The sequence below is a fragment of the Lentilactobacillus kefiri genome (assembly GCF_007989105.1).
Taxonomy (GTDB): Bacteria; Bacillota; Bacilli; order Lactobacillales; family Lactobacillaceae; genus Lentilactobacillus; species Lentilactobacillus kefiri.
Window position 1 is genome coordinate 1 of the sequence record NZ_BJVK01000028.1, and the last position, 21,543, is coordinate 21,543.

A 21,543-nucleotide genomic window follows, 5' to 3' on the forward strand; every position below is an offset into this window, starting at 1 on the left:
AATCAAAAAGATTGGCGATGGTCGCTTTAGTGAAGATCTGATTAGTTTAAAATATCGTTCAATGGAGGTACAACTTGCTTCTTACGTGAAACAACACCTGGTAATGACAATGTGCTGTCAGATAACTTGCTGTTAAATGCTTTTTCAACAGCTGATGCCGGTTCACCGACAACAATCATCTTGGAATCACTGTTCAAAACATTGGTAATCAAAACTAAGAATAAGTCGTAACCCTTATCAGCAGCTTCAGCTTTCATTGCTTTTTCGATGTCAGCTTTACGCTTGTCGATTTCGCTGAATTCAACAACGTTGATTTGATCGATACGAACACTCTTGCCACCCATAGTGAATGACTTGGCATCGCCATCAATTAATTCCTGATCGCTTTTGGCTGAAACGTTGGTTCCAGCTTTAAGCATCTCAATACCATACTTTTCATAATCGACGTTGGCGATTTTTGCCAAATTCTTAACGGCAGTTCTGTCTTCATCGGTGGTAGTTGGTGATTTGAGAAGTAATGTATCAGAAATGATTGCTGATAACATTAATCCGGCAAGTTTGGCTGGAATCTCAACCTTGTTTTCATTAAACATCTTAACGATGATTGTACTGCAGCAGCCAAGTGGTTCAGCACGGTAATACAATGGTTGATCAGTTTGGAAGTTTGAAATTCGGTGGTGATCAACAACATGGGTGATCGTCAAATCTTTGATGTCACTAACACTTTGTTGAAATTCGTTGTGATCAACCAACATAACTGAATCAACTTCGTTTTTAGCAGTTTTAATAACTCGTGGAGTTGGTTCGTCAAAATAATTAAGGACAAATGCGGTTTCTGAATTAGGTTCACCCAAAGCAACAGCCTCAGTATCATATCCCAATTTGTTTTGAAGGTATGAAAATGCTTTAGCAGCAACAATGGCGTCGGTATCAGGACTTTGATGTCCAAAAACTAATTCTTTACTCATCTAAATGATCTCCTTTTATTATTAATATTTTATTTCCCTAAACGGGTTAAATAATCTTCTTTTGCGAGAAAATCGTCGAACTTCTCTAGGAATCTTTCAATTCGTGGAATTTCATTCTTCCGGTTGCGGTAAACAAAATTCAAATCAAACTTCACTTTTGGATCCAATTCAGTGACCCAAATGTCGTCGTCAGTCAACTTCTTCAAGTCGATGTTCAACATATAAGATTTAGGTAACGCCGTATTGGTGTGAGAATTGATTGCAAACTTCAAAATTTGCTCAGGCATTGTGTATCGGGCAACGACCTTTGGCCAATCAACCATCTGATTTTTGAATGATTCATGTAAAGTTTGGTTCAGGTAATAATCTTGTGGATACATCACCCATGGTCGATCGTTAACATCCTTCAAGCGTACCCGCTTACGTTTAGCCAGGCTTGGATTGTGATGGATAAACAATAAATCATCGGAGATGATCTTTTTGGAACTATATGGTTTCCAGTTTTTGATAGACTCATCAGGCAGATACATAATCGCCAAATCAATCCGGTTGTTTTCAAGACTTTCCCAAATTTCTTTTCTCGTCAACATATGGAAGTTGATTTCCAAGTCGGGATTTTCTTTATATAATTCCAAGGCAAAATCTTCAAAAACTTTGGTTTCAATTGAAGCCAAAATGCCTAGGTTAATTTGACCGGTTGTTGAACTGGTTGCTTGCTGAATCTGATCGTTAGCGTCATTTAACAGGTCGTAAATTTGCCGGGTGGTCTTTAACATAATCACCCCTGCGTCAGTCAACCGTAATTTTTTGCCAACTGAGTAAAATAGTTCAGTTCCCATTGTCCGCTCAAGCTTCTTAATTTGTTGGGTCAGCGCTGGCTGAGTAATTCCTAAAATTTGAGCAGCTTGGGTATAGTTCATTGTTTCGGACAATTGGAGGAAATACGATAAAGTTTTTGATGCAAAAATATTTTCCTGAGTGGTTTTCATTCAGACTCTCCTTATCGGTCCCTTGCGACCTTCAATAATTAACAGGATACTGCTATTATGATAATTCTTATTACTAACACAATCAATTAATATGGTAAAAACTTAATCAATTGATAAGTCGGTAAATTTTGGTCGAATGGAAACCGGCGTGCCTTCACTGTCAACATCAATGACAAACGATCCATTGGAGTATCGGCCACCTAATGAGTAATCACTTGGTAAAATATCATGAACCCGGCGATGATCGGTACGCACTTCAAGTGGTTGATCGTCACTGGCAATCGTGCAGAAATCAACGATTCGATGTGGCTTGTTCTTGAGTTCACGGAGAATCATGACTCCCTTACGAGCTCGGGATGTCTTAGGAATTTCCTTGATGGCTAATTTCTTGAATGCACCGCGTTGAGTGACAATGGCAACAACGCCGTCATCTTTAACAAGCTGTAAATCGGTAACTTTATCTTCACCACGAAGTGCCATTGATTTAACGCCGGTTGTTCGGGCACCGTTCACAGGAACTTCGTCGATGTTGTAACGCAAGGCTAATCCGTGTTCGGAAATCAACAATAACTGATCAGTGGCTTGTGGAGTTGGCAGATAATGGATTGAAACAACTCTGTCGCCTTGGTCCTTAAGCTTTTCGTAAGTATAGGCATGCGACTTGTAGGTCCGGCCAGGCGTCATGTCGGCAAAGTTGGTCTGCTTAACATGTCCTTCATCCGTTGCAATCAGGAAGATTCCCTTTTCTTTGAGCGAACTGAAAGCATAGGTGCCGATAATTTCTTCATCGGAATCAAGACCAATTGTCTGAGAAATATGTTCACCAGTGTCTTTCCATTTAACATCAGCCAATTCATAGACTGGACGATAAATTAAGTTTCCTTTGTTGGTAAACATAAACAGATGATCACGGGCATTCAACTGTTCCATAAAGATTGGATAATCTTCGTCTTTCAAGCCGGTATCCGTTGTTGAAGCCTTGTATGAACGAATGCTACTACGTTTGATGTAACCGTCATGACTGACTAAAACGACAACGTCTTCATCCGGAACCAAAACATCGGTATTAATTTTAATGTCTGAAACTTTTTCTTGAATTTCAGTTCGCCGGGCACTGCGATAAGTCTTTGCCAGGGCACGTAATTCATTAGCTAATACACGATTAAGTTCTTTTGGACTATCAATAATCTTTTTGAACTTGGTAATCTCGTCTGAAAGATGCTGATGTTCTTTTTCAAGCTCGATGACATCGGTATTAGTTAAGCGATAAAGTTGTAAGGCAACAATTGCGTCGGATTGCTTTTCTGAAAAGTCGTACTCTTTGACTAAATTGTCGTGGGCGTCTTTTCGGTTCTTGCTGGCACGAATTGTTTTAATTACTTTATCAAGAATTGAGAGCGCCTTGATTAAGCCTTCGACAATGTGTTGACGGTCCTGAGCTTTTTTCAGGTTGTATTTGGTACGTTTCTTGATAACTTGTTGTTGGAATTCCAAGTAGGCAACCAGAATTTTCTTTAATGATAACCGTTCTGGACGCATATGAGAAATCGCAACCATATTGAAGTTATAGGATACCTGCAGATCGGTATTCTTGAATAAGTAGTTCAGAATTCCTTTGGAGTCGACGTCACGTTTTAATTCAATGACGATACTCAGTCCGTTACGGTCACTTTGGTCACGGACTTCAGAAATTCCATCAACTTTTTTGTTAAGACGGATTTCATCGATTCGTTTAACAAGTTGGGCCTTGTTAACTTCATAAGGAATCTCGGTAATGACAATCTGTGATTTATTACCCTTCAGTGGTTCGATGGATGTTTTCGAGCGGACAATGATTTTACCGTGTCCGGTTTCGTAAGCTTTCTTGATGCCATCAATTCCCTGAACAATTGCTCCGGTTGGAAAATCAGGGCCCTTCACAAACTGCATTAATTCATCCAAACTTGCGTCGGGATGCTTTTGCAGGTACAAAATGGCATCGATGACTTCGCCTAAATTATGCGGTGGAATATCGGTTGCATAACCGGCTGAGATACCGGTTGAACCGTTCACCAATAGGTTGGGGAATCTGGCTGGTAAAACAACTGGTTCGTACTCGGTATCATCAAAATTAAGCACCCAATCAACGGTGTCCTTATCAATATCCCGCATCATTTCACTGGAAATTTTGCTTAATCGAGCTTCGGTATAACGCATGGCAGCAGGTGGATCACCATCCATGGATCCATTGTTACCGTGCATTTCAATCAGTGGTTCGCGGACTTTCCAGTCCTGACTCATTCGAACCAGCGCTTCATAAATCGAGCTATCGCCATGGGGATGAAAATTACCCATGACATTTCCGACTGACTTGGCCGACTTTCGGAATGCTTTATCGTAAGTATTACCGTCTTTGTTCATCGCGTATAAGATTCGGCGTTGAACTGGTTTGAGGCCATCGCGGATATCCGGTAAAGCTCGTTCTTGAATGATTGATTTGGAATATCTGGCGAAACGTTCCCCCATGACATTTTCGAGGGTCAAACTTTCAATTTTACTCATTTCTCGCTGCCCCCCTATTCTTTAGTATTATCCAAAATACTGCCGTCTTCTTCCAGGTTGAACTTCACATTTTGTTCAATCCACTTTCTTCGGGGTTCAACTTTGTCCCCCATTAAGGTGGTTACCCGTTTTTCAGCAAGGGCAGCATCATCAATTCGAACCCGAATTAAAGTTCTGGTATCTGGATTCATTGTGGTTTCCCACAATTGATCGGCGTTCATTTCTCCCAGACCTTTAAATCGTTGGAGACTGTAACCTTTCCCAAATTCTTTGGAAACTTTGGCTAATTCTTCATTGGTCCAAGCATACTGAACCTTTAACTTCTTGCCGGCACCTTTTTGAAGTTTATAGAGTGGTGGCAGCGCAATAAACACCCGACCGTTATCAATCATTGGTCGCATGTATTTGTAGAAGAAAGTTAACAGAAGAATTTGAATATGGGCACCATCATCATCGGCATCGGTCATGATAATGATTTTGTCGTAATTGGCATCATCAATGTTAAAGTCAGCGCCAACACCGGCTCCAATGGTGTAGATCATGGTATTGATTTCTTCGTTTTTCATAATTTCAGGAAGCTTGGCCCGTTCAGTGTTCAAGACCTTGCCTCGAAGCGGTAATATGGCCTGGTAACGTCTGTCACGGCCCTGTTTAGCAGAACCGCCGGCAGAATCACCTTCGACCAGGAACAGTTCATTACGGCTGTAATCTTTGGATTGAGCGGGTGTTAATTTACCGGATAATAAACGTTCCTGTTTCTTATGGCGCTTGCCGCTTCGTGTTTGATCCCGAGCTTTTCTGGCAGCTTGACGGGCTTCACGGGCACGAAGACCTTTGTGAACCAGCGTCTGAGCAAACTCACCATTTTCCATCAAATAGTAGCCCAACTTCTCGCTGACAACACTGTCAACGATTGAACGGGCTTCGGGAGTTCCCAGTTTCTCTTTGGTTTGACCTTCAAATTGAAGAATTTCTTCTGGAATTCTCAATGACAGGACAACCGAAAGGCCTTCCCGAACATCGCTACCTTCGAGGTTTTTATCTTTGTCTTTAAGCATGCCGACTTTTCTGGCATAGTCATTGAAGGCTTTTGTCCAGGCGTTTCGTAACCCGGCTTCGTGAGTTCCACCATCTTTGGTCCGAACGTTGTTAACAAATGATAGCATGGTCTCTGAATAACCATCGTTATATTGGGCGGCAACTTCGACTTCAACACCGTCTTTTTTGCCGTCAAAAAACATGATGTCCCCAAGGGTATGCTTGTCTTCATTTAAGTATTGAACGAACTCTTTGATTCCTTCCTCATAGTGGAAGACTTCTTCCTGCTCCTGGCCGGTCCGTTCATCAGTCAGGGTAATTTTAGTTCCCTTGAGTAGAAAAGCAGATTCTCTGAGCCGTTCGGAAAGAATTGAGAAGTTATAAACTGTGGTTGTGAAAATCGTTGGATCCGCCTTGAAAGTTACGGTTGTTCCGCTATGGGCACGTGTTTTACCCAATTTTTTAAGGGTTCCAACCGGATGACCACCGTTTTTAAAATCTTCTTCATAACGGTAACCATCACGGACAATCACAACTTTCAGCCATGATGAAAGGGCGTTAACGACACTGGCACCAACACCATGCAGGCCTCCGGAAGTCTTATAACCACCTTGGCCAAACTTTCCACCAGCATGAAGCATCGTCAAAATAACCTCAGGTGTTGGTTTACCTGAAGCGTGCATGCCAACTGGCATTCCTCTTCCATGATCGACAACCGTAACACTGTTGTCTTTATGAATTGATACTTGGATCTCGTCCCCATAACCGGCCAAGACTTCATCAACGGCGTTATCAACTATTTCATAAACTAGATGATGCAAGCCGCGTGAGTCTGTGGAGCCGATGTACATTCCGGGACGCTTTCTAACTGCGTCGAGTCCCTCAAGAATTTGAATCGAGGAATCATCATATTTTTGCTTTTGCTTTACCATTCGTTATGACTCCTTTTTTTGCAATCTACTTCATAATAACCTAAATTTACGGTTATGGAAACGAAATTTTATTGGCTGAATGCAAATTACATGCTAAAATGAGAAACGCTATTATGTTTATTAATTGCGATTACTGAGAGGTTTAAGATGAATTCGAATATTGAACAAATTATAATGCTGTTAGTAACAGCTTATTTACTGGGCTCGATTCCAAGTGGTGTTTGGATCGGCAAAATCTTTTTTCACGTAGATATTCGCCGCCACGGTTCGGGAAACATCGGTACCACTAATACATATCGTGTTTTAGGTCCGATTGCCGGGACCATTGTCATGGCCCTGGACATCTCCAAAGGTGCTGTTGCAACGTTACTACCAACCTTTTTCCACATCACAATGATTAGTCCTTTGGTATTTGGCTTGATGGCAATTCTGGGGCATACCTTTTCCGTCTTTGATAAGTTCAAGGGTGGCAAGGCAGTTGCTACCAGTGCGGGGATGCTGTTGGCGTATAAGCCGGCTTTCTTCTTCCTGGCGGCTGGCATTTGGATTTTAGTCATTCTGTTAACCAGCATGGTCAGCTTGGCCAGTATGATCGGCTTTACATTAACCACCATCGCGATTTTCTTCACTCACGATGTATTCTTGAGTATTTTGGCAGCCGTTTTAACCGTGTTTATTTTTTATCGGCACCGGGCAAACATCAGTCGGATTAAAAACGGAACTGAAAGCATGGTACCATTTGGACTCGGAAATATGATACGGAAGAAAAAAGCCCAATAATTCTTGGAGTAACAATATAAAAATCAAAAACGAGCGATTCTTTTTGAAGGAGTCACTCGTTTTTGTTTTGCAATTTTTAAAAGAAACTGATTTGATATTTACCAGCAAATGCGTGTCGACCTTCCAACTTGTTGATCGCAAACTTATCGGTCAGCTTGCCGTTTGAGTCGACAGTGTCAGCCAGTCCCCACCAAGGTTCGATGCAGGCAAATGGTGCCTTCTTGGGATATGGTGACCAGATGCCAACATATGGCGCATTTTCGACGGTTAATGAAACCCCGTGGTCATTTTGGCTGTTGGCCAACATGACGGTCGTTTCCTTACCTTCGAGGCTGAGAACGATGGCGTCGCTGTTAAACAGGTCGTGGTTGAGTGGTAAAGGCTTTGTCAGATCAATTACCTTTGAATCCTCAGGATCACTGTAAGGCGGTTTTAGAGGAATTTGGGTATAGCGTTTCTTAGGGGCAACTCTCACAAATGAGTCTTCAAAGCTCCCCTCATTTTTAACCAATGGGATGTTAAAGCCTGGATGGGCACCAATTGAGAATAATAAGGTGTCTTCAGAAGGATTCATCACGTTTAGACTGACTTTAAGCTGATGATCCACAAGCTCATAAATGATGCGGAGCTCAAATTTAAATGGATATTTGGCCAGCGTTTCATCTGTTGGTCTTAGAACTAGGGAAACTTTCGTCGGTAATTGTGATTCAACCTTGAATTGGTTGTCCCGGGCAAAACCATGTTGGGTCATTTGGTATGTCTTTCCCTGATAGTCATACTGATTATCTTTTAAACGGCCGACAATTGGAAATAGAATTGGCGCGTGGCGTTTCCAAAAGCTCGGATCTGCCTGCCAAATATACTCCAGCCCAGATGTGTCCTTAACGCTGGTAAGTTCTGCTCCAAATTCATTAATTAAAACCGTGAGATACTGATTCTTCAATGTAATCATGAAATCTCTTCCTCCAACTATTAAAGAATGTAACGTGAAAGATCTTTGTTTTTAGCTAATTTACCGACTTTGTCATCGACATATTTTTCGGTAATGGTGATGTCTCCCATCTGCATATCAGGTCCTTCATAAAGGATATCTTCAAGCAGCTTTTCAAGGATCGTGTGCAAACGACGGGCACCAATATTATCCGTATTGTGGTTGACTTCGGTCGCAATTTCAGCAATTCGGTTAATTGCTTCAATCGTGAAAGTGACTTTAATGTTGTCAGTTCCAATTAAGGCAATGTATTGTTTGGTCAAAGAATTGGTTGGTTCGGTCAAAATTCTGACAAAATCGTCTTTGGTTAAATCCTTTAGCTCAACACGGATTGGGAACCGGCCTTGCAATTCGGGAATTAAATCAGAAGGCTTGTTTTCAGCAAAGGCTCCTGAGCCAATAAACAGCATATGATCCGTGTTTACTGAACCATATTTGGTATTAACCTGTGAACCTTCAACGATTGGCAAAATATCACGTTGAACCCCTTCACGAGAAACCTCACCACTGTTTTGTGACTTACCTGGCGCAATCTTGTCGATTTCATCAATGAAGATGATTCCGGTGTTTTCAGCCCGAACAATCGCATTATGGTACAGATCAGCCTTGTTAATCAGATTTTCTGACGCTTGACGGGTCAAAATTTCACGGGCTTCGCTAACCGGAACCGTTCGCTTGATCTTCTTTTTGGGCATTAAGCCGGCAAGGGTATCGTTTAAATCAATTCCCATCTGGTTGAGCATTGTACTTTGACCAGCTGGCTGTTGTGACGGATCGTCCATCTCAATTTCAACCTGATCATTTTCCAATAAACCGTCTTTTAACTTTTCAGCAGTTGACATCCGTTTTTCACGAATATCGTCGGTTACTTCTTCTTTGTCTGAATCGTCGGTTGTTGGTGCTTGACCTTTTTGCAGCTGGGTAAACATGTTCATCAAATTTTGCATGTCATTTTGACGATTTTCTTTTTTCTTGGCAGGTACTAATAATTTAACCAGTTCGTTGTTGGCTCTTTTTTCAGCTTCAACGTGGACCTGCTTGTACTGATCGGCTCTTTCGAGTTGAATGGCGTTTTCGACAAGGTCTCGAACCATTGACTCAACGTCGCCACCAACATAGCCGACTTCGGTAAACTTGGTTGCTTCGACTTTGACGAACGGTGCATTGACAATTTTTGCCAAGCGGCGGGCAATTTCAGTTTTACCAACTCCGGTCGGTCCGATCATCAATAAATTCTTTGGGGAAATTTCATCCTGCATATCTTTTGATAACTGCATTCTGCGGTATCGATTACGTAAAGCAACTGCTACCGCTTTTTTCGCTTCGTCTTGGCCGACAATGTACTGGTCCAAAACTTCAACGATTTCTCTTGGTGTTTGAGTTGACTCAGTCAATTTAAGTTCCTCCTATAATTCTTCAGAAATAACGTTTTGATTGGTGAAAATATCGATATTTCCGGCAATGTGAATGGCAGCTTCGGCAATTTCTCTGGCAGTCATGTCTTTGGCATGATGCTTCATTGCAGTTGCGGCAGCTAATGCAAAGTTGCCGCCGGAACCAATTGCCAAAATATCGTCGTCGGGTTCAATGACTTCTCCTTGACCGGAAACCAGGAGTAAATCTTTATCATTCATGACGATCAAAAGAGCTTCCAGCTTTTGCAGCTGTTGATCGCCACGCCATTCTTGAGCCAGTTCAACGGAAGATCGTTTAAGATCACCGTCAAATTGATTGAGTTTCTTTTCAAAACGTTCTTCAAGGTTGAATGCATCGGCAACACTTCCGGCAAATCCAACGACAACTTTGTCGTTATAGATTCGACGGACTTTGTGTGCGGTTCCCTTCATGATAACTTTTTCACCCATTGTGACCTGACCGTCTCCGGCCATGGCCAGATGGCCATTATGACGAACGGCAACGATGGTAGTTGCTTCAAATTTGATTGGCATAATATACCCCTTTTTTAGTTTGATTTTAATGAATCATTATTTCTGGGAAAGTACTTTTTATAATCATCCATTAAATGTGACTTGGTAACGTGTGTATAAATTTGGGTGGTGGACAGACTGCTGTGACCTAGTAACTCCTGAACCGACCGCATGTCAGCACCGTTATTGAGCATCTCTGTGGCAAAAGTATGTCGCAGCATGTGGGGATGAATCTTGGTGGTGAGACTGCTTTGTTTCACAATTTCATCCATGATATATTCAATGCCCCGTGCAGATAACCGGCGGCCGTAGTGATTGATAAACAAGAACTGGTGAGTTTGATGATACTGCTTCATGATGGGCTCTCTGGCGCCGCTCAGGTAGCTTTCAATTGCTTCTTGAGCATATCCCCCAAAGGGAACGTACCTTTGCTTGTTGCCCTTCCCAGTTACTAAAATCGTCCGATTGTCCAAATCAATATCATTCAGCCGAATGCCAGCACATTCACTAACCCGAATGCCAGTGGCGTACAAGATTTCCAGGATTGCTGAATTTCTCAATCCAAGCTGCGGGTTGGCGTTATGCTTGGCACCCTCAAAGAGCGCCCGCATTTCGTTTTGATAGAGGAAACGCGGCAATCGCCGGTTATTGGTTTTCAGATGAACATATTCAAACGGATTATTAGCGATCACTTCATTTTTAACTAAAAATGCGTAAAGCGACTTGAGTGCCGAAACCTTTTGAGCAATCGAATTCCTGGCATATTGCTTTTCATACAAATTGGTTAAAAATGATTCGACGTCAAATGAATCAACTTTTGTCAGTTCTTTTTTATCCGTGGGAACTTCATCAAGAAAATCACAAAATTCTGTGATTGCCTGCTGATAAGCTTGGACAGTATCATCGGAATAATTCCGGTCACTGCGCAAGTATTTTAAGAACCACTGAATATTTTTTTGATCTTTACTTAATTCAGTCATTACCCACCATCCTCAACGATGTAATCGCGTTCAAGTACTAATATATATCATAGCAAATAAACGATGATTGTGCCCGAATTACACCGAAATTAACGAAAACTAAATTCGATATGAGTCATCGAATTAACCGTCATTTTACATACTTCATCGTAATTTGGTAGTGATTGATCACATGCTTAAGTTGAATTTAACTTTTGATTAACTTGATTTAATAAAAATAGGCACAAAAAAACTGAATCGAAAATCGATTCAGTCGTTTTTGGATCTTTATGCACGTGAACGAAGTGAAGCTCGAATACGAGCAGCCTTACCTTGTAAGTCACGCAGGTAGTAAAGCTTAGCACGACGTACGTGTCCTTGTCTTACTACTTCGATTTTATCAACACGTGGTGAATGAAGTGGGAAAATTCGTTCAACACCAACACCATTACTTACTTTACGAACAGTGTAGGTAGCTTGAATTCCTGAACCCTTGCGTTTGATAACAACACCTTCGAACAACTGAATACGTTCTCTGGTACCTTCAACAACTTTAACGTAAACCTTAACAGTATCTCCGGCACGGAAATCTGGAATGTCTTTACGTAGTTGCTTTTCGTTGATCTTGTCAATCAATTGATTTTGTCGCATAAACAAATCTTCCTTTCACTAACATTCATTATCTTGTTTGACAGCGGAATGTTGTTTTGCGGCTTGCGCCAAAAATTAGTGTACCACAATCCTTACTTGTCTGTAAAGGAGTTTTTCTTGTCAGCGTCACGCTTGGCTTGTTTTTCCTCTTCCTCAATTCGAACATCGGCAAACAACTTCTTTTGCGTGCTGGTCAAATTTCGGTGATCAATCAAATCCGGGCGACGAAGATAGGTGCGGCGTAATGCTTCTTTTTGATTCCAAAGGGCAATTTTTTTGTGATCACCATTCATCAATACTTCGGGTACTTTCATACCACGAAACTCGGCTGGCCTTGTATATTGGGGTTCTTCCAGAAGTCCTGTCGAGAATGATTCCTCAACGCTTGATTGGTTGTTGCCCAATACCCCCGGAATGAGACGGGTAATCGCATCAATCATGACCATAGCTGGTAATTCCCCACCAGTTAAAATGAAGTCTCCCAGCGAGTATTCATCGGTCACAATCGAACGAATTCGTTCATCGTAACCCTCATAATGACCACAGATGAAAGTGAGATGTTCATCGTGTGAGAGCATTTCAGCATCGTGTTGCTTGAACTGCTTTCCAGCTGGATCCATCAAAATAACTTTTCCCTGTGGGTATCCGGTTGATTCAGCGACTTGTTTGGTATGGTCGTAGGCATCGAGAATGGGTTGCGCCTGAAGCAGCATTCCTGCCCCACCGCCAAACGGATAATCGTCAACATGACGGTGTTTATCCTTCGTGAATTCTCTGAAATTGGTGACATCCAAGTCAATGATGTGTTTCTCAATTGCTTTGCCAATAATTGAATCGTGCATTGGAACGGCAAACATTTCCGGAAATAGACTTAATACGTCAATTCTCATTCGTCTAATCCCTCCGGAACATCGGCAGTGATTTGGCCGTTATCAAGGTCAACCTTGGTAATGACTGAATCAATTTTTGGCAGAAGCAAATCCTTTTGACCATCACGCTCGACAACCCAGACATCGTTTGCACCAGGAGACAGAATCTCTTTCACCTGGCCAATCTGGTTGCCTTGCGGGTCAACAACCGTTAAGCCAATGATTTGGTGGTAATAATATTCACCAGGCTTAAGGTCGTCACTAGATAGGCTTTCTTCATCAATTTTGAGTTCGGATGGTTTTAAATACTCAACATCATTAATTGAAGGATGGTCCTTAAAGTGAAGCAGAATAAAGCCCTTATGCTTTCGAACACCATCAATTGTCAAACTGACCAAATCTTTTTTATTTGGCAGCTTGGCAAAAACAGTGTGACCAATTTTAAAACGTTTGTCGGGAAAGTCAGTAATCGAAATGACTCTGACTTCGCCCTTCAAGCCTTGGGTATTGACAATTTTGCCAACGTTATAATAGTTCATTAAATATTTCCTCCAGCTTTAATTCAATCCAAATTTGAATAAGAAAAAAGCTCTTAAGCAAAACAAACGTTTCGCTTAAGAACCCTATTGTTTCCCATCGTCAACGATCAAACGAGCTTTCTTTTGACCTTCAACCGGAACACTATACACAATTGTTCTGATTGTTTGGATCACGTGGCCATGCTTTCCAATGATTCTGCCAATATCTTCTTCGTTTAACCTCAGATGATATTCCATAAATCGATCGGATTCATTATGCGAAATCTCAATATCTTTAGGATAATCTACCAACGGTGAGATAATTTTCTTAATTAGACCATCAATACTTGTCATGATGATAATCACTCACTTACTTTTTTGAGTATTTAGCTTCGTGATATTTCTTCATAATGCCGGCATCTGATAAGATGTTACGAACAGTATCAGATGGTTGTGCACCATTGTTTAACCAGTTCATGATTGATTCTTCTTCAAGAGTAATCTTGGCTGGTTGAGCTAATGGGCTGTAAGTACCAACGTTTTCGATGAAACGGCCATCACGAGGACTACGTGAATCGGCTACAACGATACGGTAATATGGACGCTTTTTTGAACCCATGCGCTTTAAACGAATCTTAACTGACATGCTTTTACCTCCTGTAATGTTTTAACGATTAATAATATACCAGTAATTTGAAAGCTTGTAAAGGTTTTTTTCTTTACACCATCAAAATGGCTTGTTTATTGGGTATGTTGGAACCAGATAATCTCAAAATTGAGGTGTCAACAAGAATAACTTGTCGCTATTTACGACGCTTCTTGTTTTTCTTCATCCGGCGTTTCTTGTTCTTCTTCATCTTGCGGCTGAACTGCTTCATAGCAAGTTTGGACATTTTGCCGCCCATTCCGGTGCTGTTCATCATGTTTTCCATTCCGGACATGTTTCCTTTGGAAACTTTGTTCATCATGGTCTTCATTTGGGTAAACTGCTTAATCATCCGGTTGACTTCTTGGACTGGTCGACCAGACCCGCGGGCAATTCGACGACGTCTGGATGGATTCAAAACATCCGGATCTGTTCGTTCCTGTTCGGTCATTGAGTAAACAATGGCTTTCAGGTGATCCATGTCTTTAGGGTTCATATTGACGTTCTTAAGTTGTGGATTATTGGCCATTCCAGGAATCATTTTCATGATTTCATCTAAAGGACCCATTTTTTGAATTTGATTCAACTGGTCAACAAAATCATTGAAATCAAAGGTATTTTCTTTGATTTTTTCTGTTAATTCCTGAGCCTGTTTTTCGTCATATTCTTTTTGAGTCTTTTCGATAAGCGATAGCATATCACCCATTCCAAGGATTCGAGATGCCATTCGATCTGGATAGAAGACATCCAAATCAGACATTTTTTCACCTTGACCAACAAATTTGATTGGTTTGTGGGTAACGGCTCGAATTGACAAGGCAGCACCACCACGGGTGTCACCATCCAATTTGGTAAGAACAACACCTGTGACGTCTAATGTTTTATTAAAGCCTTCAGCCGTTGCAACGGCGTTTTGACCAGTCATTGCATCGATAACCAACAGGATTTCATTAGGTTGAACAGCATCTTTGATGTTGCTTAACTCACCCATCAGCTTTTCGTCAATCTGGAGTCGACCGGCGGTATCGATGATCACATAATCATTATGATCTTCTTTGGCCTTTTCAACTCCCCGTTTGGCGATTTCAACGGGATCAACATCGGTTCCCAATTGAAAAACGGGGACATCAATCTGTTGACCAACGGTTTGTAATTGGTCAATCGCAGCAGGACGGTAAACATCATCGGCAATTAATAACGGTCGGGCATTTTGCTCTGACTTCAGCTTTAAAGCCAATTTTCCTGCCGTGGTGGTTTTACCGGCACCTTGAAGACCAGACATCATGATGATGGTTGGAATCTTCTCGGATTTGTTGAGGGGAACGGCTTCTTCCCCCATGGTTTTGGTTAATTCTTCATCAACAATTTTAACAATTTGTTGAGACGGATTTAAGCCTTCAAGTACTTTGGCGCCATTTGCCCGTTCTTCAACGGTTTTAACAAATTCACGGACGACTTGGAAGTTAACATCGGCTTCCAGTAAAGCAAGCCTGATTTCGCGCATTGTTGCACGAAGGTCTGACTGAGAGACCTTTCCTTTACCCCGTAAAGTTTTCATGGCGTTTTGCAAACGTTCGGTTAATCCTTCAAAAGCCAATTAATTCACCCCTTATTGTTCTTCGGTTGTTTCCAAATTTTTGATCATTGAATTTAATTTTTCATCGTGTGGATATTTTTTGCCGACATATGTCTGAATTTGATCCAGTTTATTGTTGCGGTCGATAAAACTATGGTATAAGTTCAGCTTATCTTCATATTGCTGCAGAATTTTTTCGGACCGTCGGATATTATCGTAAACCGCTTGTCGACTGACACTATACTCACCCGCAATTTCACCAAGTGAATAATCGTCGGCATAATACAGTTCAATGTAATTTGCCTGCTTCTTGGTTAGTAACGGCTCGTAAAATTCAAACAGAGAATTAATATAGTTGTTTTTTTCCAGTTCCATACTGAAACTCCTTTGTAGACCGATACGTAATATAGCGTACCGATTTATACAACATCAGTCAACGGTCAAAATACCGGCTATTCAGAAATAAGTCCCTTAAACAGACCATAAACGAAGTCATTAGGATCAAATGGTCGAAGATCGCCCACTTTTTCTCCAAGCCCTACATATTTAACCGGCAAATGCAGCTCACTGCGAATTGCCAGAACAATTCCGCCTCGGGCTGTCCCATCCAGTTTTGTCAGGACAATTCCGGTAACGTCTGTGGCTTCTTTAAACATCTTTGCCTGATTCATAGCGTTTTGACCTGTTGTTGCATCAAGAACCAACAGGACTTCATGAGGTGCATCCGGAATTTCACGGGTAAGGATTTTCTTCATTTTGCTTAATTCGTTCATTAAATTAACTTTGTTCTGCAGCCGTCCGGCAGTATCGACCATTAAGATGTCGTATTGCTCGTCTCTGGCCTTTTGAACAGCATCATAAACAACTGAAGCGGGATCGCTTTTGGCTTTGCCCTTGACGATATCAACGCCGTCACGTTCAGCCCAGACGTTTAACTGTTCGATAGCGCCGGCTCTAAAGGTATCGGCAGCTGCCAAAACAACTTTTTTACCCTGATCTTTGTACATCTTGGCCATTTTTCCAATGGTGGTTGTTTTACCAACACCGTTCACGCCGACAAACAAAATGACAGTCGGACCGGATTTAGCCATGTTAATGGCAGGATTTTCACCGTTACCGGCTTTGTCATACATATCAATCAATTTTTTGACGATAACGTTCTGAACGTCCTTCGGCTTCTTGGCATTTTGAAGCTTCACTTCATCCCGGAGCTCATCGGTAATTCTCATTGAGGTCTCAAAGCCAACATCTGATTCAATCAACATGTCTTCAAGATTGTCAAAGAATGTTTCATCAACGTGCCGGAAGTTTGCCAGTAAGGCATTCAGCTTTTCACCAAATGAAGAACGCGACTTTTCCAATCCCTTTTCATATTGTTGGGTTGTGGATTCATCGTTTTCTGCAGCTTGGGTGGTTTCATCGGCTGGTTCAGTCTCGGCTTCAGTTGCTTTGGTCTCGTTTGAAGACTCTTTTGCTGAAGTTTCATCGTGTCCCTCGGCAGCCTGAGAGTTTTCGGCTTCTGACGACTGACTTTCATTTACCTGTTGGTTATTAGACGTCTCTGAAGCTGGCTCAGCAGTCTCTGTTTCTTTGGCTTGTTCCGTTGAATTGGGTTCAACGGGTGATTCTTCCTGAGAAGCGGTTTGCTTCTCTGTCGCCTTTGAGGCCTCATTTGCAGGAGCTTCATTAGCGTTTTCTTTAGCAGTATTTTCTGTAGCTGCATTCTCTTTAGTTTTATTCTCATTAGTTGCTTTGTCTGAAGATTCATTCTCCGTTTGTTCGGCATTTGGTTTTGACTCAGCTTGTTCAGTTGATTTCTTTGATTCTTTTTCTTCATTTTTCTTGGAACGACGTTTAAAAATATCAAAAAGACCCAATTAACTCACCTCTGTTTTTAAATTATCCAAATTGACGGTTACAACTTTTGAAACACCTGATTCCTGCATGGTAACACCGTACAGTTGATCGGCATAAATCATGGTTTCCTTACGATGGGTAATGACAACGAACTGGGTTTCATCACCAAACCGCTTTAAGTATTTGGCGAAGCGGTCCGCATTAAATGGATCCAATGCAGCTTCAGCCTCATCCAAAATACAGAACGGAACCGGTCGAACCTTGATGATGGCAAACAAAAGGGTAATAGCAGTTAAAGCTTTTTCACCACCTGATAACAGGTTCAAATTACGATAATTCTTGCCAGGCGGCTTGACCATAATTTCAATTCCAGTATTAAGCAAGTCATTGGGATCGGTTAAGACCAGTTTGGCTTCCCCACCGCCGAACATGTCGACAAAGACCTTCGCAAAGGATCTTCGGACCTTGTTAAAGGCATCCCCAAAACGGGTCGTAATTGTCGAATCCATTTCGCGCATGGTCGATGTTAAATGATCTTTGGCATCAATTAAATCCTGCTTTTGCTTGGTTAGGAAATCAAATCGTTTGGAAACTTCTTTAAATTCTTGAATGGCGCCAATATTTACTGGTCCAATCTCATCGATCCCGGTCCTCAGCATTTTAATCTGGCCGGCAATCTCTTTTTCATCCCAGTTCCAGTCCGGATTTTTCAAATCCAGCTGCTCAATCTGGTAGTCTTCACGAAGAGTCGTCAGATCATGATCAAGTTCCTGAGAATTCTTAGCTGCACTTTGCTGAGCATTGGTCAGTTCATACTTGGCGTTGTTTAAGTTGATTTGCTCATCTTGGATGGTCTGATTTAGGTTATCCAAATCATCTTGATTGGTTTGAACGGCTTCTTTTAATTCTTTTAAATGATCGTTCAGCAGCGTTTGTTTCTTGCCAGCGGCTTCAATTTGCTGATTTAAACTGCCGGAATCAACCTGTTTGTCCAGTTCATCTTTTAATGATGTCTGCTGTTGAGTTAAATCTGTGCGATTTTGTTGATGATCACTGATTTGCTTTTTGATGGCTGACTGGTCGACTTTCAGCTGGTTGAGCTTTTGTTGCTCGACGACAATCTTTTCATGTAGCGATTGTTTTTCAACGGCATACTTCTGGGCGGTTTCTTTGACGTTAGCGAGTTGAACTTGTTTGCTGTCCAGTTGGTCGTTGGTCATTTTCAACTGTTCGTCGATTGTATCCTGTTGTTTTGACAATGTGGAACTGGCCGTTTCCTGTTCAGGCTGCATGGCGTTCTTCATGGCCAGCTCAAGTGTTTTGATTTCTCGCTGCTTGTCGGTAATTGTTTGTTCAACTAACTGACAGTCATCCGCTAATCCCTTGACCTGCTGCTTGAGCTGAAAGGCTTTTTGCTGGCCCCGTTCGTGAGATGCTTCAATTTTGGCCAGTTCATCTTTGGCGCTTTGAAGTTGTTCTTCGTTTTGTGCCAGCTTTTGGTCCATTTGCGCCGTGGACTTGTTTAAGGATTCAAGTTCATTTTTTTGAACCAACACCCCTTGATTATCATGACGGTTGGCACCACCGGTTAAAGAACCGCCGGCATTGACCACTTGACCGTCCAAAGTCACAATTCGGGTTCGGTGGTTGATCTGTTTGCTGATGTTAATGGCGTTATTGAGTGAATCCGCAATCAGTGTTGTCCCCAACAGAAACCCTTTGATTTTGCTCAAATTGTCGGGCATGGTAACCAAGTCGGCAGCGATTCCAATAAAGCCGGCTGTATTTTGGGCATTATGCACGATTCCGCTATTTAAATGACGTTCATTAATCGTTGAAATTGGCAGTAAGGTCACTCGTCCAAGCCGCTCTTTTGTCAGCAAACGAATGGCCGCTGACGCTGCTTGGTTGTCTTCAACAATAATATGTTGAGCTTGTGATCCAAGAGCTGTTTCAATGGCTTTGACATACTTCTCGTCAATTTCCAGGTAATCGGACACTGGTCCTAAAATTCCGGTTAATTCATTTTTTCGTTTTAATAAATTTGCAACGCCACGATAAAATCCCCGGTACGAATCATGCAGATTTTGAAGCGATTCAGCCTTGGCTTTGGCCTGTTCGGCAATCTTGAGAGCGGCCAGCCAGTTTGACTGGGAGCTGTCCACAGCTTGCTTCCGGGTATCCCTGAGTTTGGTCAAATCGGCCAGCTTGCCGGACACCTCTGCCAGTTCTGCTTTAGCATGTACCAACGTTTGACGCTTTTCGTCAAGTTGGGCTTGGACACGTTTCAAATCCGCAGTTGCCGTGGCAATTCGCTTTCGCTGAGATTCCAAACGTTCTTCCAACTGCTGATCATCATGAGTCTTCATCGTTATCTGATTTTTGATGTCAGTCTTTTGCTGAAGCAGGTCAACATAATGACTACGGAGCTTGTCGATTTCAGATTCAATCGTTGAAACATTGTTGGCCTTTTCTTCGGCGGAAACTTTATCAAATTGCGTTTGTTTGTCGTCAATCTTGGCTGACAAACGTTTTCCGGCATCAACTGATTGACTCAGCTTTACCTGATAGTCGTCAATCTGTTTGTCGGTTAATTTAATTTGTTCTGAGATTCGTTTTAAATCTGCATCTTTAAAGGATTTCTCCTGGGTAGAAAGTTGATGCTTGCTCTTAAGTGATTGAATTTTTTCGGTTATATCAAGGATCTGATCGTTTAATTGGTCGATGGTTGTTCGGTCGACCGTCAGCTTGGCTTTTAATTTATCGCGTGAGTTTTCGTCTTGACGAACCTGCGCATAAATTTTATTAACCAATGTGGATTTATCACTCACAGTGGCTTTGAGCTTTTCAGAATCTGCCAGGCACTTTTTTGTCGACAGAATTAATTGCTTCTTTGAAAATTGATCAAGTCGCTTTTTTTGATCCAAATAATCGGTTGCCAAGCTGCTTTGCTCTTCCAATGGTGCCATTCTGCCTTGAAGTTCAGAGATGATATCTTCAACTCGGTTTAAGTTATCGGTGGTTTCATCGATCTCTTTTTGAGCCGTACTCTTATGCTGTTTATATTTATAAACACCGGCCACATTTTCAATGATTGAACGGCGTTCTTCAGGTTTACTGTTAAAAATCTGTTCAACATTACCCTGAGAGATGATTGAAAGCGATCCTTGGCCAATCCCGGTATCCATAAAGAGGTCGGTAATATCTTTTAGTCGACACTGCTTTTCGTTCAAATAATATGAACTGTCACCATTTCGAAAGAGCTTTCTGGACAGCTTCAATTCATCAAATGGGGTTTTGATAAAGTGATCGGAATTGTCCAGGGTTAGCGTCACTGAGGCCATGCCTAAAGACCGTCGATCAGCGGAGCCTGAAAAAATAACATCAGGCATTCGCGATCCACGGAGGTTTTTGGCAGATTGTTCTCCCATCACCCAGCGAATTGATTCGGCAATATTACTTTTACCGCTTCCGTTGGGGCCAACAATTCCGGTCATTCCACCGGGAAATTTGATCAGTGTTTTATCTGCAAATGATTTAAAACCTATAATTTCAATGGATTTAAGCTGCACAATCATTCTCCAGTCTAAACTAGATTGTCTCCTTCTGTATCAAAGTGCTCAAGTGCTTGTTGAGCGGCTTTTTGTTCGGCACCCTTCTTTGAATGGCCGATGCCGACACCATAATCTTTACCGTCGATTGAAACGTTGACTTTAAATGAACGGTCGTTATCAGGGCCGTATTCATCAACCAATTCATAATCAATAGCAACTGGGCCATCGGCTTGGGCAAGTTCCTGAAGTTCTGTTTTATGATCAAAGAACTCGGCAAACATCCCTTCGTCAAGCTTTGGAAAAATCACTTTGGTTACGAACTTGGTAACCTCATCTTGACCCTGGTCAAGATACAGGCAGCCGACAAACGACTCAAAAATATCACATAGCAAAGAATCCCGGTCACGTGCACCGGCTTTTTCTTCTCCTCTGCCCAAACGAATGTATTTATCAAAGTGACATTCTCTGGCGAAAGTACTGAAACTTTGTTCGTTAACCATTGCGGCACGCAGACGAGTTAATCGCCCTTGCGGCATCTTTGGATAACGTCTGAAAATATAGTTGGAAACGATTAACTGTAAAACAGCATCGCCCAAAAATTCCAACCGTTCGTAAAACTTGAGGCCTTCACCACGGTGTTCGTTAACGTATGATGCCTGTGTGAATGCTTCGTCTAATAAATCCTGATCATCAACATGGATATTAAAATCCTTTTTTAACATATCATTTAAGCCTTTTATCAATCT

Annotated in this window: 19 protein-coding genes; 1 reads left to right on the top strand and 18 read right to left on the bottom strand. The window is 41.8% G+C overall.

All coding sequences use genetic code 11. The annotated features are described in order from the left end of the window. Positions 1 to 41 precede the first annotated feature (41 nt). The 4 genes from LKE01_RS08900 to parE form a co-directional block, all read right to left on the bottom strand. Complete coding sequence (locus LKE01_RS08900) at positions 42 to 968, bottom strand: manganese-dependent inorganic pyrophosphatase (protein WP_057962776.1); 927 nt, start codon at positions 966 to 968, stop codon at positions 42 to 44. Between the two features lie 29 nt (positions 969 to 997). Then, entirely contained in the window at positions 998 to 1,957 is a 960-nt protein-coding gene (locus tag LKE01_RS08905; RefSeq protein WP_057962777.1) for a LysR family transcriptional regulator, read from the bottom strand. 102 nt (positions 1,958 to 2,059) lie between these two features. After that, complete coding sequence (gene parC / locus LKE01_RS08910) at positions 2,060 to 4,498, bottom strand: DNA topoisomerase IV subunit A (protein WP_057962778.1); 2,439 nt, start codon at positions 4,496 to 4,498, stop codon at positions 2,060 to 2,062. A gap of 14 nt (positions 4,499 to 4,512) precedes the next feature. Then, positions 4,513 to 6,468 carry a DNA topoisomerase IV subunit B gene (gene parE / locus LKE01_RS08915; protein WP_057962779.1) on the bottom strand — a complete coding sequence of 652 codons (1,956 nt, stop codon included), beginning with the start codon at positions 6,466 to 6,468 and terminating at the stop codon, positions 4,513 to 4,515. A gap of 147 nt (positions 6,469 to 6,615) precedes the next feature. On the opposite strand from parE, the gene plsY reads away from it, so the two are divergent. Beyond that, positions 6,616 to 7,248, top strand: coding sequence for a glycerol-3-phosphate 1-O-acyltransferase PlsY (plsY, locus tag LKE01_RS08920; protein ID WP_057962780.1), 633 nt, complete (start codon positions 6,616 to 6,618; stop codon positions 7,246 to 7,248). A gap of 76 nt (positions 7,249 to 7,324) precedes the next feature. On the opposite strand, the gene LKE01_RS08925 is transcribed toward plsY, so the two are convergent. The 14 genes from LKE01_RS08925 to rnc all read right to left on the bottom strand — a co-directional run bounded on the left by LKE01_RS08925 (position 7,325) and on the right by rnc (position 21,540). After that, positions 7,325 to 8,200 (bottom strand): aldose 1-epimerase family protein, encoded by an 876-nt coding sequence (locus LKE01_RS08925; protein WP_054769493.1) that lies wholly within the window; start codon positions 8,198 to 8,200, stop codon positions 7,325 to 7,327. A 20-nt stretch (positions 8,201 to 8,220) separates the two neighbouring features. Beyond that, a complete protein-coding gene (hslU, locus tag LKE01_RS08930) occupies positions 8,221 to 9,633 on the bottom strand; it encodes an ATP-dependent protease ATPase subunit HslU (RefSeq protein ID WP_057962781.1) in 1,413 nt (470 codons plus the stop codon). Between the two features lie 12 nt (positions 9,634 to 9,645). Further along, a complete protein-coding gene (hslV, locus tag LKE01_RS08935) occupies positions 9,646 to 10,188 on the bottom strand; it encodes an ATP-dependent protease subunit HslV (RefSeq protein ID WP_057962782.1) in 543 nt (180 codons plus the stop codon). A 14-nt stretch (positions 10,189 to 10,202) separates the two neighbouring features. Further along, positions 10,203 to 11,147 carry a tyrosine recombinase XerC gene (gene xerC / locus LKE01_RS08940; protein WP_057962783.1) on the bottom strand — a complete coding sequence of 315 codons (945 nt, stop codon included), beginning with the start codon at positions 11,145 to 11,147 and terminating at the stop codon, positions 10,203 to 10,205. A gap of 267 nt (positions 11,148 to 11,414) precedes the next feature. Further along, positions 11,415 to 11,777 (bottom strand): 50S ribosomal protein L19, encoded by a 363-nt coding sequence (gene rplS, locus LKE01_RS08945; RefSeq protein WP_054769495.1) that lies wholly within the window; start codon positions 11,775 to 11,777, stop codon positions 11,415 to 11,417. A 92-nt stretch (positions 11,778 to 11,869) separates the two neighbouring features. After that, entirely contained in the window at positions 11,870 to 12,667 is a 798-nt protein-coding gene (gene trmD / locus LKE01_RS08950) for a tRNA (guanosine(37)-N1)-methyltransferase TrmD (protein ID WP_057962784.1), read from the bottom strand. Further along, complete coding sequence (gene rimM, locus LKE01_RS08955; RefSeq protein WP_057962785.1) at positions 12,664 to 13,185, bottom strand: ribosome maturation factor RimM; 522 nt, start codon at positions 13,183 to 13,185, stop codon at positions 12,664 to 12,666. Before rimM ends, trmD begins: the two co-directional genes overlap by 4 nt. Positions 13,186 to 13,269: 84 nt before the next feature. Then, entirely contained in the window at positions 13,270 to 13,518 is a 249-nt protein-coding gene (locus LKE01_RS08960; RefSeq protein ID WP_054769499.1) for a KH domain-containing protein, read from the bottom strand. 16 nt (positions 13,519 to 13,534) lie between these two features. Then, positions 13,535 to 13,810 carry a 30S ribosomal protein S16 gene (gene rpsP, locus LKE01_RS08965; protein WP_054769496.1) on the bottom strand — a complete coding sequence of 92 codons (276 nt, stop codon included), beginning with the start codon at positions 13,808 to 13,810 and terminating at the stop codon, positions 13,535 to 13,537. Between the two features lie 157 nt (positions 13,811 to 13,967). After that, positions 13,968 to 15,407, bottom strand: a complete 1,440-nt coding sequence (ffh, locus tag LKE01_RS08970) for a signal recognition particle protein (RefSeq protein WP_057962786.1) — start codon at positions 15,405 to 15,407, stop codon at positions 13,968 to 13,970. Between the two features lie 12 nt (positions 15,408 to 15,419). Then, the gene (locus tag LKE01_RS08975; RefSeq protein WP_057962787.1) at positions 15,420 to 15,761 is read right to left on the bottom strand and encodes a putative DNA-binding protein; all 342 of its coding nucleotides are present in this window, start codon (positions 15,759 to 15,761) and stop codon (positions 15,420 to 15,422) included. A gap of 77 nt (positions 15,762 to 15,838) precedes the next feature. Beyond that, a complete protein-coding gene (ftsY, locus tag LKE01_RS08980; RefSeq protein WP_146979223.1) occupies positions 15,839 to 17,263 on the bottom strand; it encodes a signal recognition particle-docking protein FtsY in 1,425 nt (474 codons plus the stop codon). After that, on the bottom strand, positions 17,264 to 20,815 hold the full coding sequence (smc, locus tag LKE01_RS08985) for a chromosome segregation protein SMC (RefSeq protein ID WP_057962788.1): 3,552 nt from the start codon (positions 20,813 to 20,815) through the stop codon (positions 17,264 to 17,266). 14 nt (positions 20,816 to 20,829) lie between these two features. Further along, positions 20,830 to 21,540 carry a ribonuclease III gene (gene rnc, locus LKE01_RS08990; protein WP_054769497.1) on the bottom strand — a complete coding sequence of 237 codons (711 nt, stop codon included), beginning with the start codon at positions 21,538 to 21,540 and terminating at the stop codon, positions 20,830 to 20,832. Between the last annotated feature and the right edge of the window lie 3 nt (positions 21,541 to 21,543).